Genomic DNA, 16029 nt, shown 5'->3' with positions numbered 1-16029 from the left:
TTACGATTTGCTGTCAAAATTGCTTGCTGCATCACGGGTTAGTCCCGTTTGTTCGCCGGAATTGATGAGTACGCGGCGCAGCATGCTCTTCAGAAAACCCACTTCTTCGGGGGTAAAGCCGCCCAGCAGGTCGTCCAGCACGCCGTTGAAAATGGCCGGCATTTTGGCCGCGATCGCGTGGCCTTCCGGTGTCAGCGCGAGTCGCACGACCCGCCGGTCTTCGTTGCTGCGCACTCTTGTCAGCAGGCCGCGTTTTTCCAGCCGGTCCACCAGACGCGTGACGGCGCTTGCGTCGATGCCGTATTCGCGCGCCAGTTCGGCCGCCAGCAGGCACTTGCCGCTCGCCACCATGAACAGGATGCTGCCTTGCTGGCTGGTGATGCCCAACTCGGCCATGCTGCGCTGCGTGACCAGGTTCGACATGGTCGATTTCACCCGCGAGAGCAAATAGCCGACGCTTTCGCCCAGCTGATACTCGCTGATCTCTGAGCCGGGTGTTGAGGACGGATCCGTCATGATTCTCGTGCGAATGCAATGGTTGACTAGGCAGGATTATAGACAGCGGTTGATTGACGCGGCAAGCGTTATTACAGCTTAGGCAAGGAACTTTTACGGCTCAAGGCACAATGCGCGTGGATTTGCGTAGGATTTCGCCGAAGTCGTGTGGGTCTGTTTCTTACGCAGCGCTGCGTGGAAAACGATGGGACTATCAGGGAATACCAGAAAGCTTCATTTGGGCGTGCTATAATGTTGGGTTCCCAAAAGTGCGCTTTGGGCTTTGTTGGCTTCGTACACAATGCTGCTGCTGGCGCACTCAACTGTCTCCAGGTTCCTATGACTCGTGCCCTACGCAATATCGCCATCATTGCCCACGTCGACCACGGCAAGACCACGCTCGTCGACCAGCTCCTCCGCCAAACCGCTACCTTCCGCGACAACCAGGCGGTTGTCGAGCGCGTGATGGACTCGAACGACATCGAAAAGGAACGTGGCATCACGATTCTTTCGAAGAACTGCGCGGTCGAGTACGAAGGCACGCACATCAACATCGTCGACACCCCGGGCCACGCCGACTTCGGCGGTGAAGTGGAGCGTGTGCTGTCGATGGTCGACTCGGTGCTGCTGCTGGTCGACGCGGTCGAAGGCCCGATGCCGCAAACGCGCTTCGTGACCAAGAAGGCGCTGGCGCTCGGTCTCAAGCCGATCGTCGTGATCAACAAGGTCGACCGCCCGGGCGCGCGGATCGACTGGGTGATCAACCAGACGTTCGATCTGTTCGACAAGCTGGGTGCAACTGACGAACAACTCGATTTCCCGATCGTCTACGCATCGGGTCTGAATGGCTACGCCGGCCTGACGCCGGACGTGCGCGAAGGCGACATGCGTCCGCTGTTCGAAGCCGTGCTGGAACACGTGCCGGTCCGCCCGGCTGATCCGTCGGCGCCGCTGCAACTGCAGATCACGTCGCTGGATTATTCGTCGTACGTCGGTCGCATCGGCGTTGGCCGCATTACGCGTGGCACGATCAAGCCGGGCATGTCCGTCGCCGTGCGTTCGGGCCCTGACGGCGCGATCCTGAACCGCAAGATCAATCAGGTCCTGTCGTTCAAGGGTCTCGAACGCGTGCAGGTCGACTCGGCTGAAGCCGGCGACATCGTGCTGATCAACGGTATCGAAGAAATCGGTATCGGCGTGACCATCTGCGCACCGGAGCAGCCGGACGCGCTGCCGATGATCACCGTCGACGAACCGACCCTGACGATGAACTTCCTCGTCAATTCGTCGCCGCTGGCCGGCCGCGAAGGCAAGTTCGTCACGAGTCGTCAGATTCGCGACCGCCTGATGAAGGAACTGAACCACAACGTGGCGCTGCGCGTGAAAGAAACGGGCGACGAAACCACGTTCGAAGTGGCAGGCCGCGGCGAGCTGCACCTGACCATCCTGGTTGAAAACATGCGCCGTGAAGGCTACGAGCTGGCCGTGTCGCGTCCGCGCGTGGTGATGACGGAAGTCGACGGCGTGAAGCATGAGCCGTACGAAAACCTGACGGTCGACATGGAAGACGGCCACCAGGGTGGCGTGATGGAAGAGCTGGGCCGCCGCAAGGGCGAAATGCTCGACATGGCATCGGACGGCCGTGGCCGTACGCGTCTCGAGTATCGTATCTCGGCGCGTGGGCTGATTGGTTTCCAGGGCGAATTCTTGACGCTGACGCGCGGTACGGGCCTGATGAGCCACACGTTCGACTCGTATCAGCCGGTCAGGGAGGGTGGTGTCGGCGAGCGTCGTAACGGCGTGCTGATTTCGCAGGACGACGGCGCGGCAGTGGCGTACGCACTGTGGAAGCTGCAGGATCGCGGCCGTATGTTCGTGTCGCCGGGCGAGCCGCTGTACGAAGGCATGATCATTGGCATTCACAGCCGTGACAACGACCTGGTCGTGAACCCGATCAAGGGCAAGCAACTGACCAACGTGCGTTCGTCGGGTACGGACGAAGCGGTGCGCCTCGTGCCGCCGATCCAGATGTCGCTGGAATACGCGGTTGAATTCATCGACGACGACGAACTGGTCGAGGTCACGCCGAAATCCATCCGTCTGCGCAAGCGTTACCTGAAGGAACACGAGCGCCGCAGCGCCAGCCGTAAGGGCGCAGTGGACTAAATCAGCATCGGCCCTAATCCTGGGTAAGCAGCATGCTGTCAGGCAAAAGCCACCTCCGGGTGGCTTTGCCATTTCTGGCGCCCAATTCGCGTTGCACGCAATTGCTCGCGGTTGGCTGTCTGTTTGTCGTGTTTGTCCCCGTTTTTTGCAGAAGTCTGTTGCGAGGCTTGCAAAACCGGCCGGAAGCCCGCCGTAAAAGGCTTGAGCGGCAATCCGTCTGCTATCTGCACTATCCGTTCTGTGATATGCTCCCCGGGTGCAAAGTTTTAGGTCCTTCCAAGCAAGACTTGATTCGCGCAATCCGCTAAACGGTCAGGCCGTGTCGCGGAAGGTTCTGTAACCCGCTATTTCTCGAGAAACTCGAAGAAAGGTGAGCGTAAAAATGATGAAGCAATTCCAGTCGAACTCTTATCTGTTCGGCGGCAATGCTCCGTACGTAGAAGAAATGTACGAAGCGTATCTCGATAATCCGGCGTCAGTGCCCGAGAACTGGCGCAGCTATTTCGACGCGTTGCAGAACGTCCCTGCATCGGATGGCAGCAATGCCAACGACGTGGCCCATGGCCCGATCGTCGAATCGTTTGCGCAACGGGCCAAGGCCAATGCCTTCATCCCGCGCACGGCGGCCGGCGGCGAAGATCTCGCTACCTCCCGCAAGCAAGTCTATGTGCAGTCCCTCATCGGCGCATATCGCTTCCTCGGCTCGCAATGGGCCAATCTCGATCCCCTGAAGCGCCGCGAACGTCCCGCTATCCCCGAACTTGAACCCGCGTTCTACGACTTCACCGAAGCCGACATGGACCAGGAGTTCAGCGCCACGAATCTGTATTTCGGGTTCGAGCGTGCTTCGCTGCGCGAGATCGTCAAGGCCCTGCGTGACACGTACTGCGGCACGATCGGCGCCGAGTACATGTACATCAGCGATCCGGAACAGAAGCGCTGGTGGAAAGAGAAGCTCGAGTCGATCCGTTCGACGCCGAACTTCTCCAATGAAAAGAAAAAGCACATCCTGAATCGCCTGACGGCCGCTGAAGGCCTCGAGCGCTTCCTGCACACCAAGTACGTCGGCCAGAAACGCTTCTCGCTCGAAGGCGGCGAAAGCTTCATCGCCTCGATGGACGAAGTCGTGCGTCATGGCGGCGCCAACGGCGTACAGGAAATCGTCATCGGCATGGCCCACCGTGGCCGTCTGAACGTGCTGGTCAATACGCTCGGCAAGATGCCGGCTGACCTGTTTGCCGAATTCGAAGGCAAGCACGTCGACGACCTGCCGGCCGGCGACGTGAAGTACCACAAGGGTTTCTCGTCGGACGTTTCGACCGAAGGCGGCCCGGTTCACCTGTCGCTCGCGTTCAACCCGTCGCACCTTGAAATCGTCAACCCTGTGGTCGAAGGTTCGGCGAAGGCACGTATGGATCGCCGCGGCGACGACAGCGGCCTGCAAGTGCTGCCGGTGCAGATCCACGGCGACGCGGCCTTCGCTGGCCAGGGCGTCGTGATGGAAACGCTGAACCTCGCGCAAACGCGCGGTTACGGCACGCACGGCACGCTGCACATCGTCATCAACAACCAGATCGGTTTCACGACGTCGGACCCGCGCGACTCGCGCTCCACGTTGTACTGCTCGGACGTCGTCAAGATGATCGAGGCGCCGGTGCTGCACGTGAACGGTGACGATCCTGAGGCGGTCGTGCTGGCTACGCAGTTGGCTATCGACTTCCGGATGCAGTTCCACAAGGACGTGGTTGTCGACATCGTCTGCTTCCGCAAGCTGGGTCACAACGAGCAGGACACGCCGGCGGTTACGCAGCCGTTGATGTACAAGACGATTGCGAAGCACCCGGGCACGCGCGCGCTGTACGCTGAAAAGCTGGTGCAACAGGGCGTGATCACGGCGGCAGAAGGCGACGAATTCGTCAAGGCCTACCGCAAGGCGATGGACGAAGGCCATCACACGATCGACCCGGTGCTCTCGAACTACAAGAGCAAGTACGCGGTGGATTGGGTTCCGTTCCTGAACCGCAAGTGGACCGACGCAGCCGACACGGCAGTGCCGTTGGCTGAACTGAAGCGCCTCGCTGAGCGCGTCACCACGATCCCGGAAAACTTCAAGGTTCACCCGCTGGTCGAGCGCGTCATCAACGACCGTCGCGCGATGGGCCGTGGTGAAGCGAAGCTTGACTGGGGCATGGGCGAACACCTGGCATTCGCATCGCTGGTCGCATCGGGCTACGCAGTGCGCCTGACCGGTCAGGACTCGGGCCGTGGCACGTTCACGCACCGTCACGCGGTGCTGCACGATCAGAACCGCGAACGCTGGAACGACGGCACGTATGTGCCGCTGCAGAACATCGCCGAAGGTCAGGCGAAGTTCACAGTGATCGACTCGGTGCTGTCGGAAGAAGCGGTGCTGGGCTTCGAATACGGTTACTCGACCGCTGAACCGAATACGTTCGTCGCGTGGGAAGCGCAGTTCGGCGACTTCGTGAACGGCGCGCAAGTCGTGATCGACCAGTTCATCTCGTCGGGCGAAGTGAAGTGGGGCCGCGTGTCGGGTCTCACGATGCTGCTGCCGCACGGCTACGAAGGTCAAGGTCCGGAGCACTCGTCGGCACGTATCGAACGTTTCCTGCAACTGTGTGCAGACCACAACATGCAGGTCGTTCAACCGACCACGCCGGCGCAGATTTTCCACCTGTTGCGCCGTCAGATGATCCGCCTGTTCCGCAAGCCGCTGATCGTCGCTACGCCGAAGTCGCTGCTGCGCCACAAGGAAGCCGTGTCGGATCTGTCTGAACTGGCGAAGGGCGCGTTCCAGCCGATCCTCGGCGAAATCGACGATGCGATCGAGCCGAAGAAGGTCAAGCGCGTGGTGGCCTGCTCGGGTCGCGTGTACTACGACCTGCTGGCACATCGCCGTGAATCGAAGTCGAACGACGTCGCGATCATCCGTATCGAACAGCTCTATCCGTTCGCGCATAAGCAGTTCGAAGCGGAAATGAAGAAGTACGACAACGCGACCGAAGTGGTCTGGGTGCAGGACGAGCCGCAGAATCAAGGCCCGTGGTTCTACATCGAGCACCACCTGAAGGAAGGCATGAAGGACGGGCAGAAGCTGGCATACAGCGGACGTCCGGCTTCGGCTTCGCCGGCAGTCGGCTACTACGCGAAGCACTACGAGCAGCAGAAGGCGCTGATCGAAGGCGCTTTCGGCCGCCTCAAGAGCGCGTCGATCGCTAAATAAGGAAAACAGACGAACCGGGAAAGCGCGTTGCGCTTTCCCGTGCCGCGTTCAGTCACCCCATGGTGGTTCGTTCCCGGCAGGTATGGTTCGCAGGCGGTCGTCGAGTACATAGATCGCGCGCCGTCACCCGATACGTATTCAGGATATTCATAATGGCTATTGTTGAAGTCAAGGTTCCCCAGCTCTCCGAGTCGGTTTCGGAAGCCACGATGCTGCAGTGGAAGAAGAAGCCCGGCGAGGCTGTTGCTCAAGACGAAATTCTCATCGAAATCGAGACCGACAAGGTCGTGCTCGAAGTGCCGGCGCCCTCCGCCGGCGTGCTCGCACAAGTGATCTCGAACGACGGCGACATCGTCGTTGCGGATCAGGTGATCGCCAAGATCGACACCGAAGGCACGGCAGGCGCCGCTGCTGTCGAAGCCGAAGTGAAGCCGGCTCCGGTTGCCGCACCGGCACCGGCTGCTGCACCGGCCGCTCAGGCTGCATCCGCAACGGGTGCGAACACCGCTGCTTCGCCGGCTGCCGGCAAGCTGATGGCCGAGAAGGGTCTGGGCGCGGGCGACGTCGCCGGCACGGGCCGCGACGGCCGCATCACCAAGGGTGACGTGCTGACCGCGGGTCAAGCCGCACCGGCACCGGCTGCCAAGGCCGCGGCACCCGCACCGGCTGCCGCACCGAAGGCTGCCAAGCCGTCGCTGCCGGACGTTAAGGCACCGGCATCGGCCGACCAATGGCTGAAAGACCGCCCGGAACAACGCGTTCCGATGTCGCGTCTGCGTGCGCGTATCGCCGAGCGTCTGCTCGAGTCGCAGCAAACCAACGCCATCCTCACCACGTTCAACGAAGTGAACATGGCGCCGGTGATGGACCTGCGCAACAAGTACAAAGACAAGTTCGAAAAGGAACATGGCGTGAAGCTGGGCTTCATGTCGTTCTTCGTGAAGGCGGCTGTTCACGCGCTGAAGAAATTCCCGCTCGTGAACGCGTCGATCGACGGTAACGACATCGTCTATCACGGCTATTTCGACATCGGTATCGCGGTCGGTTCGCCGCGTGGCCTGGTGGTGCCGATCCTGCGCAACGCAGATCAACTGAGCCTCGCCGAAATCGAAAAGAAGATTGCTGAATTCGGCCAGAAGGCCAAGGACGGCAAGCTGTCGATCGAAGAAATGACGGGCGGTACGTTCTCGATCTCGAACGGTGGTGTGTTCGGTTCGATGCTGTCGACCCCGATTATCAACCCGCCGCAATCCGCCATTCTGGGCGTGCACGCCACCAAGGAACGCGCTGTGGTCGAAAACGGCCAGATCGTGATCCGTCCGATGAACTATCTGGCGCTGTCGTATGACCACCGGATCATCGACGGTCGCGAAGCGGTGCTGTCGCTGGTCGCCATGAAGGATGCGCTGGAAGACCCGGCGCGCCTGCTGCTCGACCTGTAAGCACTGGCTCGGCTGGCGTCGGCTTGTCATCGCACAAGTCGGCGCCATATAAGCAGCACGTCTTTAGCATTCCGCAGTACTCGAACGACGCGCGCCACGAAGCGTGGCCGCGCGTCGCTCCGTCATCAAAAGGATTGTCATGTCCAAAGAATTTGACGTCGTTGTGATCGGCGCCGGCCCCGGCGGTTATATCGCCGCTATCCGTGCAGCGCAGCTCGGCAAGACGGTCGCATGTATCGAAAAATGGAAGAACCCGGCCGGCGCACTGAAGCTCGGCGGCACGTGCCTGAACGTGGGTTGCATTCCGTCGAAGGCGCTGCTCGCGTCGTCGGAAGAATTTGAAAACGCGCAGCACCACCTAGCCGATCACGGTATCAACGTGTCGGACGTGAAGCTCGACATCACGAAGATGCTCGCCCGCAAGGAAGGCATCGTCGAGAAGATGACCAAGGGTATCGAGTTCCTGTTCCGCAAGAACAAGATCACGTGGCTCAAGGGCCATGGCAAGTTCACCGGCAAGACGGACGCCGGCGTGCAGATCGAAGTGAGCGGCGAAGGTGAAACCGAAGTCGTGACGGCGAAGAACGTCATCATTGCAACGGGTTCGAAGGCGCGTCATCTGCCGAACGTTCCGGTCGACAACAAGATCGTCGCCGACAACGAAGGCGCACTGACGTTCGACTCCGTGCCGAAGAAGCTCGCCGTGATCGGCGCAGGCGTGATCGGTCTGGAGCTCGGCTCGGTGTGGCGCCGTCTGGGCGCTGACGTGACCGTGCTCGAAGCGCTGCCGGAATTCCTCGGCGCGGCTGACCAGGCGCTCGCCAAGGAAGCCGCCAAGCAATTCAAGAAGCAAGGTCTGGACATCCACGTCGGCGTGAAGGTCGGCGAAATCAAGACCACTGACAACAGCGTCACGATCAATTACACGGACAAGGACGGCAACGCGCAAACGCTCGAAGCCGACCGCCTGATCGTGTCGATCGGCCGCGTACCGAACACCGACAACCTCGGTCTCGAAGCTATCGGTCTGAAGGCGAACGAGCGCGGCTTCATCGACGTCGACGACCACTGTGCAACGGCTGTGCCGAACGTGTACGCGATCGGCGACGTGGTGCGTGGCCCGATGCTCGCGCACAAGGCTGAAGACGAAGGCGTGATGGTTGCCGAAATCATCGACGGTCAGAAGCCGCATATCGACTACAACTGCATTCCGTGGGTGATCTACACCGAACCGGAAATCGCGTGGGTCGGCAAGACCGAACAGCAACTGAAGGCCGAAGGCCGCGAAGTCAAGACGGGCCAGTTCCCGTTCATGGCAAACGGCCGCGCGCTGGGCATCAACAAGGCGGATGGTTTCGTCAAGATGATCGCCGACGCGAAGACCGACGAGCTGCTGGGCGTGCACATCATCTCGGCAAACGCATCGGACCTGATCGCGGAAGCCGTGGTGGCGATGGAATTCAAGGCGGCGTCGGAAGACATCGGCCGCATTTGCCATCCGCACCCGTCGCTCTCGGAAGTCATGCGCGAAGCGGCTCTGGCCGTGGACAAGCGCGCGCTGAACATGTAATCACGCGCACGCCTGACTGAACGCAACTCCGGCATCACCACGAAGGCGGGCGGGTTCACTCCCTCCCGCCTTTCTTTTTGCAGCAACACAATGAACGTCACCGAATACTACGAAAAAGAACTGCAGACGCGGGGTTATCAATCGGACCCGGCGCAACGCGCGGCGGTTGACCGTCTGCAGCGGTGTTATGACGAGTGGGTCGAGTACAAATCGCGCCGCTCGAACGCGTTCAAAAAACTGATCATCCACCCGGATCTGCCACGTGGCGTGTACCTGTGGGGCGGCGTAGGGCGGGGCAAGAGCTTCCTGATGGACAGCTTCTACATGATCGTGCCGGTGCAGCGCAAAACGCGGCTGCATTTCCACGAGTTCATGCGCGAGGTGCATCGCGAACTGGAAGAGCTGAAAGGTACAGCCGATCCGCTCGACGAACTCGCGCGCCGTATCGCCAAGCGCTACCGGCTGATCTGTTTCGACGAATTCCACGTCTCGGATATCGCCGACGCGATGATCCTCTACCGCCTGCTCGACAAGCTGTTCGAGAACGGCGTGCAATTCGTGATGACGTCCAACTACGATCCGGACACGCTCTATCCGGACGGTCTGCATCGCGACCGCATGCTGCCGGCAATCGAACTGATCAAGTCGAAGCTCGACGTGATTAACGTCGACGCGGGGATCGACTACCGTAAGCGCACGCTGGCTCAGGTCGAGGTGTATCACACGCCGCTTGGCGCTGCTTCGGATAAAGCATTGCGCGACGCGTTTTCGCGCCTTGCAGCAGTTCCTGATGAGAGCCCTATCTTGCGCATTGAAAAGCGCGAGCTGAAGGCGCTGCGACGCGCTGACGGCGTCGTGTGGTTCGATTTCGCGACGCTCTGCGGCGGCCCACGCTCGCAGAACGATTACCTCGAGCTGGCGAGCCGCTTTCACGCTGTGATCCTGTCCGGCGTGCCGCAGATGTCGGTGCGCATGGCTTCGGAGGCGCGCCGCTTCACCTGGCTGATCGACGTGTTCTACGATCACAAGGTCAAGCTGCTGATGTCGGCAGCGGTGCCGCCCGATCAGTTGTATGTCGACGGTCCGATGGCCAACGAATTCACGCGCACAGTCTCGCGCATCGTCGAAATGCAATCGAAAGAATATCTCGACACTCCGCGCCGGATCGTCGATACGTCGCTGACTTAAGCCGCCGCGTGACGCGGGCGCGGATGCTTTTGAGATAGATCACGGTCCGCTTGTCGAAGCGGCGGAGTCCGAAGTCGTATTTTCAAGATTCGGATTGGTCTTATGTTCCGTCCGCGGAGGACTGGATATCTTATTTGTCATGGTTCTGACAAAGGAGAAGCCATGAATCCGTACCGTGATATCAATGATGAAGAATGGCAACGTGTTGCACCGTTGCTCCCTGAACTGCGTCCGCGTTCCGAACTGCGTGGCCGGCCGCTCGCCAACACGCGCTCCGTGCTCAACGGCGTGCTGTGGGTGATGTATAGCGGCGCGACCTGGTCCGCCATGCCGCGCAAATATCCGTCGTATCAGACCTGCCATCGCCGCTTCAAGGCATGGTACGAGTCCGGCGTACTCAAGCGCATCATGGACCAGTTGTTTGGCGCATCGAGCGAAGAACTCTGCAAGCTGATGGAAGCGCGCATGCGCACGCATGTGGGCGCGGAACAGAAGAGCGTTGACGCAGAAAAGGTGCCCGCAGCAGTGCCCCCGGCGTACAGCCCGGCATCGGTCAAGCCGTTACCGTCTTCGTCGTTCGCGTATACGTCGCCCTTCAAGCACGCTGCATGACAACTTCAACCAGCCAGACGCAAACAAAAAAACGGCCGGACGATAGCGATCGTCGGCCGTTTTTTCTGGTTCCATTCTGGCAGCAGATGCGGCCTTAATGGAACATCAGCTTCGCGCGTCAGGCATTGGCGCCTGAACGACGCGCTCGTTATTGCTGGCGTTACTGTTGGCGAATCCAGGTTTGCGAGCGGCCCAGCAGCGAAACGCCAATGTAGCCACGCACCACCAGCTTGTTCCCACCGTCTTCAAGGTGCATCTTGCACTTGTAGACCTTGCCGTTTTCCGGGTCGAGAATCTGCCCTTGATCCCAGCCGTCGCCGTCCTTTTTCATATCGTTGATGATCGTCATGCCGAGAATCAACTGGTCCTTGCGCGCGTCCGTACATTCAGTGCAGCGGCGATCCGGTTTATCGTTCGCACCGAGTCCCTTGATCACCTTGCCACTCAGCGAGCCGCTGCTGTCCTGTGCAATTTGCACGAGTGCCTTGGGCTGGCCGGTGCTGTCGTCAATGGTTTGCCACGTGCCGACCGGAGAATCGGCCTGCGCCATTGCCGTGACGGCGCTGACGAGCAGCACGCCGGCGAGGGCGGCATGTTTGGCTGTGCGAAGCGCGATTGCGCGCGCGTGTTGAGTGAATTGCATCATTGTCTTCCTCCTTGATTAAAGACGGCGCGATCATGGTCGCGCGGCGTTATTGGCATCTCGGGCGGTCTTCAGTTGCCGACTGCCGTGATGCCTGGTATTGCCTCTCAGATTCCACTTCGACCACATCGGCGTGCGCCCCCCGCGACCTGGGAGCCGCGGGTCGCACACCGTCAGCGCAGAATACGTGAAAGTGCGCGTGTCGTTTGATAGTGGAACCTCTAATCAGGACGCGGCACTTTCGAACTTCAGTTCAGCTGATACGAGAACGTCGCGTTGATGCGTGGGCTGCGCGACGCGCTTTCCACCGGCGCATCGCCGATCGGTTTGGCCACCGACAAATCCAGGCTGTAGTACTTCGCGTCCGAGATCCGGAAGCCGAACGCAATCGACGACAGCTTCGACGGCGAGGGCGTGCCCGCATGCAGATACACGCGGGCCATGTCGAACGAGACATACGGTGTGAAGGTGCGCAGATAGGTGAAACCCGGCGTGAACGGCCGGTTGACTTCGAACATTGCGCCCCAGCCTGAATCGCCCGACGCTTCGCCCGGTTCATAACCCTGGGCAAAACGTTGCGCGCCGAACGAGATCTGTTCCGACGTCGGCAGCGAGACGCCGCTGTACTGACCGGTCAGCGAAACCGCGGTGCCGATCTTCAGCGGCCACTCGTTGGTTTGCGAAAAGCTTGCACCGGTCCGCACGAAGTTGATCGACGCCGGATTCGTGACCGTCGTGCCGGGAACGTTCGAGTCGCCGGATTTCGACGCACCAAGGATATCGAAAGCCTTCGCCACATTAATACTCGCGCGACGCACCTGGCCGGTTTCCACGTTGGTGTAGTCGGCCTGCAGTTGCAACACCCGCACCTGTGAGCGAAAGCCGATCTGCGCGCCGGTGTTATGGTTGTTGTAGCGATCTTCGTCGTGCGACGCATAGACCGAGGCCGTGCCGATCACGCTCTGCTTGTTGCTCAACAGGATCGGATACGCCAGCGAGCCGCCGACCTTATCGTTGATGACCGTACGCTCGATAAAGGAGGGCAGGCCGGGATTGTCGGTGGGATTGCCGCGATAGTGCGACGCATCGATCTTCCCGATCAGTCCATTGCTGCCGATCGGCACCGTGGCGTGCGCGGCGAGATAGGTGACGTTGTCGCGGCCCTTCGGCAGCAACGCAGACACGCTCAGTTGTTCGCCAAGCGCGGTCAGGCCGTTTTCGGTGGCCGTCAACAGGCCTTGCACGCCGGGGTGATTGAAGTCGATACCCGTGCTGAGATCGAACGGTTTGCGGTCCACGTTCAATTCGAGTGTGGTGGCGCCGTCGGTATTTTGCGGTGGCGCCACGTTGGCCGCGACTTTCACGCCGGGCAACAGACCCAGCACGTTGATGTAACGCTCGAAGGTGGCACGCCGCAACGGCCGGTCGGCGACGATATGGTCGGCGATCGCGCGGATCTTGTCTTCGACCGCGCCCGGCTTGCCTGTCACCTTGACCGCGGACACATAGCCTTCGACCACCGTCACGCGCACCACGCCGTCGTCGAACGTCTGCGCGGGAATGAACGCAAACGAGAGCGCATAGCCGCGATCCTGATACAGCTTCGTAACGCCGTTGGCGACCTGAATCAGATCGCCGATGGTGGTGTCTTTGCCGACGAGCGGCGTGAAGCGCTGCGCGACTTCGTCGAACGGAATGGACTTTACGCCCTCGACCTGAATCTTTGAAGGCGTCAGATGGCGGGCGAGCAGTTCCTGAAGTTGGGGGGCTTGCGGCGTGACCTGCATGGTCACGTTCGGGCCTTTGTCGGGCGCCTTGATCTGCGGCAGCGAATCGAGAGGATTGCCGCCGACGGTCGGGCCGGCTGGGCGTGACTGCGCGTGTGCTGCTACTTGCATCCCGCTTGCCGCGATCGCCGCGAGCAGGAGGGTCCATTTACTACCGTACCCGAGTTTCATCGGATTTTCCTCGTATGCCGTTCTTGTCTTGCGGACGCGCCGCCAGGCCGGGCTGGTCGCGATCGCTTATGTGTGGCTCGACGCATACTGCCATGCTTGCATGTATTACGTCACGTGCTCCGTGGGGCTTGAGCATTGGCTGCAAAAAGCGCGGAGCACGTGATGAGGCGGACTGCTTATGCACGCTACATAGCGGGACGTCCAACGGGACGCCTTCTATGCGCGGCATCAACGAGCGACTTATGCGGACTACTTATGGCTCACCGGCACCAGGCCGCCGAGCAATGTCGTCAAGCCGCCCGTCGCACTACCCGAGCCGCTTGTCGAACCTGCCGCCGAGCTGAGCGTGCCGGTCAACTGGCCGACGAGGGCGGTCACTGGGGCGAGCGGGTTGCTGCCGCTGCTGCCCGAGGCGCTGCTGGTGACGCCGGAGAGCGCGCCGGTCAGCGTCGACAACGGATTCGATGCGCTACCCGAGCCGCCCAGCGCCGAGGTGAGCGAACTCAAGGGCGTGCCACCCAGCACCGAAGTCAGCGAACTCAGCGGCGAGCCGCCCGAAGTCAGCGAACTCAAGGGCGAGCCACCCGAAGTCAGCGAACTCAAGGGCGTGCCGCTCAACGCCGAGGTCAGGCCGGACAGCGGTGTGCCGCCGAGCAGCGTCGACACGGAACCGAGCGGGTTGCTGCCGAGCCCGAGACTCGCGAGCGAGTTTTGCAGCGGGCCGAACGGGCTGCCGTTAGCAGGCGGCCCATTGACGACGGCCACGTTCGTGCTGCCGACGAGGCTCGTAATCAAGCCGGGAATCGGATTCGCGCCATTCGGGCCGTTCGGATTGACGAGGCCGCCGGCATTCGTCACCGTGTTGCCGAGCGAGCCGACCAGGTTGCCGAGATCGGCGCCGATCGGGTTCTTCGTTGCCGCGCCGACTTGCGAGCTGGTCGAACTCAACGTGCCGCCGATTTGCGCGAGCAGGCCGCCCACCGGCGCGCCGAGGCCGGTCTGCGTGCCGACCGTCTGCGTCACGAGTCCGACGGTCTGCACGATCGGCGTGATCGCGGTGCTGATCGGCTGGGTGATCTGCTGCACCGGCGCGGAGGCCAGCGAATTGCCGAGCGTCACGCCACCGGCGTTCAGGGCACCGGCGGTAGTGGAGAGGACCGTTGCCAGCGGCGTGGTGAGCGGCGACAGCGGCGCGAGATTGCCGGTGCCGAGCCCGCCGACCGCGGTGCTCAGACCTTGCACGACGCCGCTTGTCGAACTGACTACCGAGCCGAGTCCGGCGACCGTGGTGCCGACCGGATTGGAGGTCGTGCCGATTTGCCCGACGCCGCCGCTCACTGCGTTGGCGAGTGAATTCAGTGTGCCGCTTGTGCTCGACACCGCGTTGCCGAGACCTTGCGTGACCTGCGGGCTGAGGCCCGGGATGGTCTGCGAGGCGATCGTGTCGCCGAGGTCGCTGGTGGTCTGCGCGGCGGCGGTGGCGACGCCGGTCGTGCCCGACGACGTGCTGGGGGTCGGGCCGCCGCTCGTCGAACCCCCGCCGCTAGAGCTACCGCCAGCGGCTACGCTCGGTGGCGCAGTGACGCCATTGCCGCCACACGCGGCGAGCAAGCCTGCGACTGCAACGGCGATCAACGGTGCGCGCAACGACGACACTGTCGCGCACGCCGCATGGAGAGTAAAAAAACGTTGGCTGGACATAGGTGCTCCTCAGTATCTTCTAGGTGTCGTGTGCGTGGTTTGCGTGCGCCTGTGCAACGGGTGTCCGAGCGGCGCGGCTCAATTTCATTCAGGTTCCGGCGGAGCCGGGGGACGGCTGGCGGGCCGCACTCCGGGTGCCGGTCACTGCGCTTCTTTCGACGGCGCTGCTTACTTCTTCGTCAGGCCACCAAGCAGGCTACCGACGAGCGACGTCACCGGAGCGAGCGGGTTGCTGCCCGATCCTTTGCCGCTGGTGCTCGACAGCGACAGGCCGGGGCTCGAGGTGGTGGTCGTCGTCGCGGACGGCGTGGCGGCCGCCGTTTTCGTGACGCCGCCGAGCGCGCCGGTGACGCTCGCCAGCAAGCCGGTAACCGGGGCGAGCGGGCTGCTGCTGCCGCCGGTCGCGCTGCTCAGGCCGTTGGTCACGCTCGAGAGCAGACCCGTGACAGGCGCCAACGGGCTGCTGCCACTCGATGCACCGCCCAGCCCCCCTGTTACGCTGCTGAGCACGCCGGTGAGCGGAGCAAGCGGGCCGCTGCTGGTGCCGCCGGTCAAGCCGCCGAGCACGCTGGTGAGCGGAGCGAGCGGGCCGCTGCTAGTACCGCCGGTCAAGCCGCCGAGTACGCTGGTGAGCGGACCAAGCGGGCCGCTACTGGTGCCGCCCGTCAGGCCGCCGAGCGCGCTGGTGAGCGGAGCGAGCGGATTGCCGCCCGTGCTGCCGGTGAGCAGGCCGCCCACCGACGCGACCGTGGTGCCGGTGTCCGTCACCGTATGGCCAAGAGCCGCCGTGATCGGATTGCCGCCGGTTGCGCTGATCAGCGTGCCGGCTTGGCCGAGGCCGCCGCCGAGGGTCGCGAGCAGGCCGTTCAGCGGTGCGCCGAGGCCGGTCGTGTTGCCGACCGTCTGCGTGGTCGCCGCGACCATCGACGTAATCGGCGTGATCGCGGTGCTGAGTGTTTGCGTGATTTGCTGGACCGGGCCCGTCGAGAGCGCGGTGGGGAGCGTGCTGC

General features: G+C 62.0%; 11 protein-coding genes. 6 read left to right on the top strand and 5 right to left on the bottom strand.

Going from position 1 to position 16029, the window contains the following annotated elements; all coding sequences use genetic code 11:
• Nucleotides 1-516: a MarR family winged helix-turn-helix transcriptional regulator gene (locus FSO04_RS29900; RefSeq protein WP_154565234.1), complete on the bottom strand. Its 516-nt coding sequence runs from the start codon at nt 514-516 to the stop codon at nt 1-3.
• Between the two features lie 318 nt (nt 517-834).
• On the opposite strand from FSO04_RS29900, the gene typA reads away from it, so the two are divergent.
• The 6 genes from typA to FSO04_RS29870 all read left to right on the top strand — a co-directional run bounded on the left by typA (nt 835) and on the right by FSO04_RS29870 (nt 10717).
• Entirely contained in the window at nt 835-2661 is a 1827-nt protein-coding gene (typA, locus tag FSO04_RS29895; protein WP_154565233.1) for a translational GTPase TypA, read from the top strand.
• Between the two features lie 382 nt (nt 2662-3043).
• Nucleotides 3044-5905 (top strand): 2-oxoglutarate dehydrogenase E1 component, encoded by a 2862-nt coding sequence (locus tag FSO04_RS29890; protein ID WP_154565232.1) that lies wholly within the window; start codon nt 3044-3046, stop codon nt 5903-5905.
• A gap of 152 nt (nt 5906-6057) precedes the next feature.
• Nucleotides 6058-7347: a 2-oxoglutarate dehydrogenase complex dihydrolipoyllysine-residue succinyltransferase gene (gene odhB / locus FSO04_RS29885; RefSeq protein ID WP_154565231.1), complete on the top strand. Its 1290-nt coding sequence runs from the start codon at nt 6058-6060 to the stop codon at nt 7345-7347.
• A 139-nt stretch (nt 7348-7486) separates the two neighbouring features.
• A complete protein-coding gene (gene lpdA, locus FSO04_RS29880) occupies nt 7487-8917 on the top strand; it encodes a dihydrolipoyl dehydrogenase (protein WP_154565230.1) in 1431 nt (476 codons plus the stop codon).
• Nucleotides 8918-9007: 90 nt separating this feature from the next.
• Nucleotides 9008-10105, top strand: a complete 1098-nt coding sequence (gene zapE, locus FSO04_RS29875; RefSeq protein ID WP_154565229.1) for a cell division protein ZapE — start codon at nt 9008-9010, stop codon at nt 10103-10105.
• A 162-nt stretch (nt 10106-10267) separates the two neighbouring features.
• Nucleotides 10268-10717 (top strand): transposase, encoded by a 450-nt coding sequence (locus FSO04_RS29870; protein ID WP_166618271.1) that lies wholly within the window; start codon nt 10268-10270, stop codon nt 10715-10717.
• Nucleotides 10718-10877: 160 nt separating this feature from the next.
• On the opposite strand, the gene FSO04_RS29865 is transcribed toward FSO04_RS29870, so the two are convergent.
• The 4 genes from FSO04_RS29865 to FSO04_RS29850 all read right to left on the bottom strand — a co-directional run.
• Nucleotides 10878-11363, bottom strand: a complete 486-nt coding sequence (locus FSO04_RS29865; protein ID WP_154565227.1) for a DUF2147 domain-containing protein — start codon at nt 11361-11363, stop codon at nt 10878-10880.
• A gap of 245 nt (nt 11364-11608) precedes the next feature.
• Nucleotides 11609-13318, bottom strand: a complete 1710-nt coding sequence (locus FSO04_RS29860; RefSeq protein WP_154565226.1) for a ShlB/FhaC/HecB family hemolysin secretion/activation protein — start codon at nt 13316-13318, stop codon at nt 11609-11611.
• Nucleotides 13319-13567: 249 nt separating this feature from the next.
• The gene (locus FSO04_RS29855; protein WP_154565225.1) at nt 13568-15019 is read right to left on the bottom strand and encodes a collagen-like triple helix repeat-containing protein; all 1452 of its coding nucleotides are present in this window, start codon (nt 15017-15019) and stop codon (nt 13568-13570) included.
• 168 nt (nt 15020-15187) lie between these two features.
• On the bottom strand, nt 15188-16029 hold an 842-nt coding region (locus FSO04_RS29850), incomplete at its 5' end, for a collagen-like triple helix repeat-containing protein (protein WP_174825319.1).

The organism is Paraburkholderia madseniana (genome assembly GCF_009690905.1).
In the GTDB taxonomy this organism is placed as follows: domain Bacteria; phylum Pseudomonadota; class Gammaproteobacteria; order Burkholderiales; family Burkholderiaceae; genus Paraburkholderia; species Paraburkholderia madseniana.
Note: the sequence above shows the minus strand (reverse complement) of the source record. Positions and strands in the feature narration are given on the sequence as shown.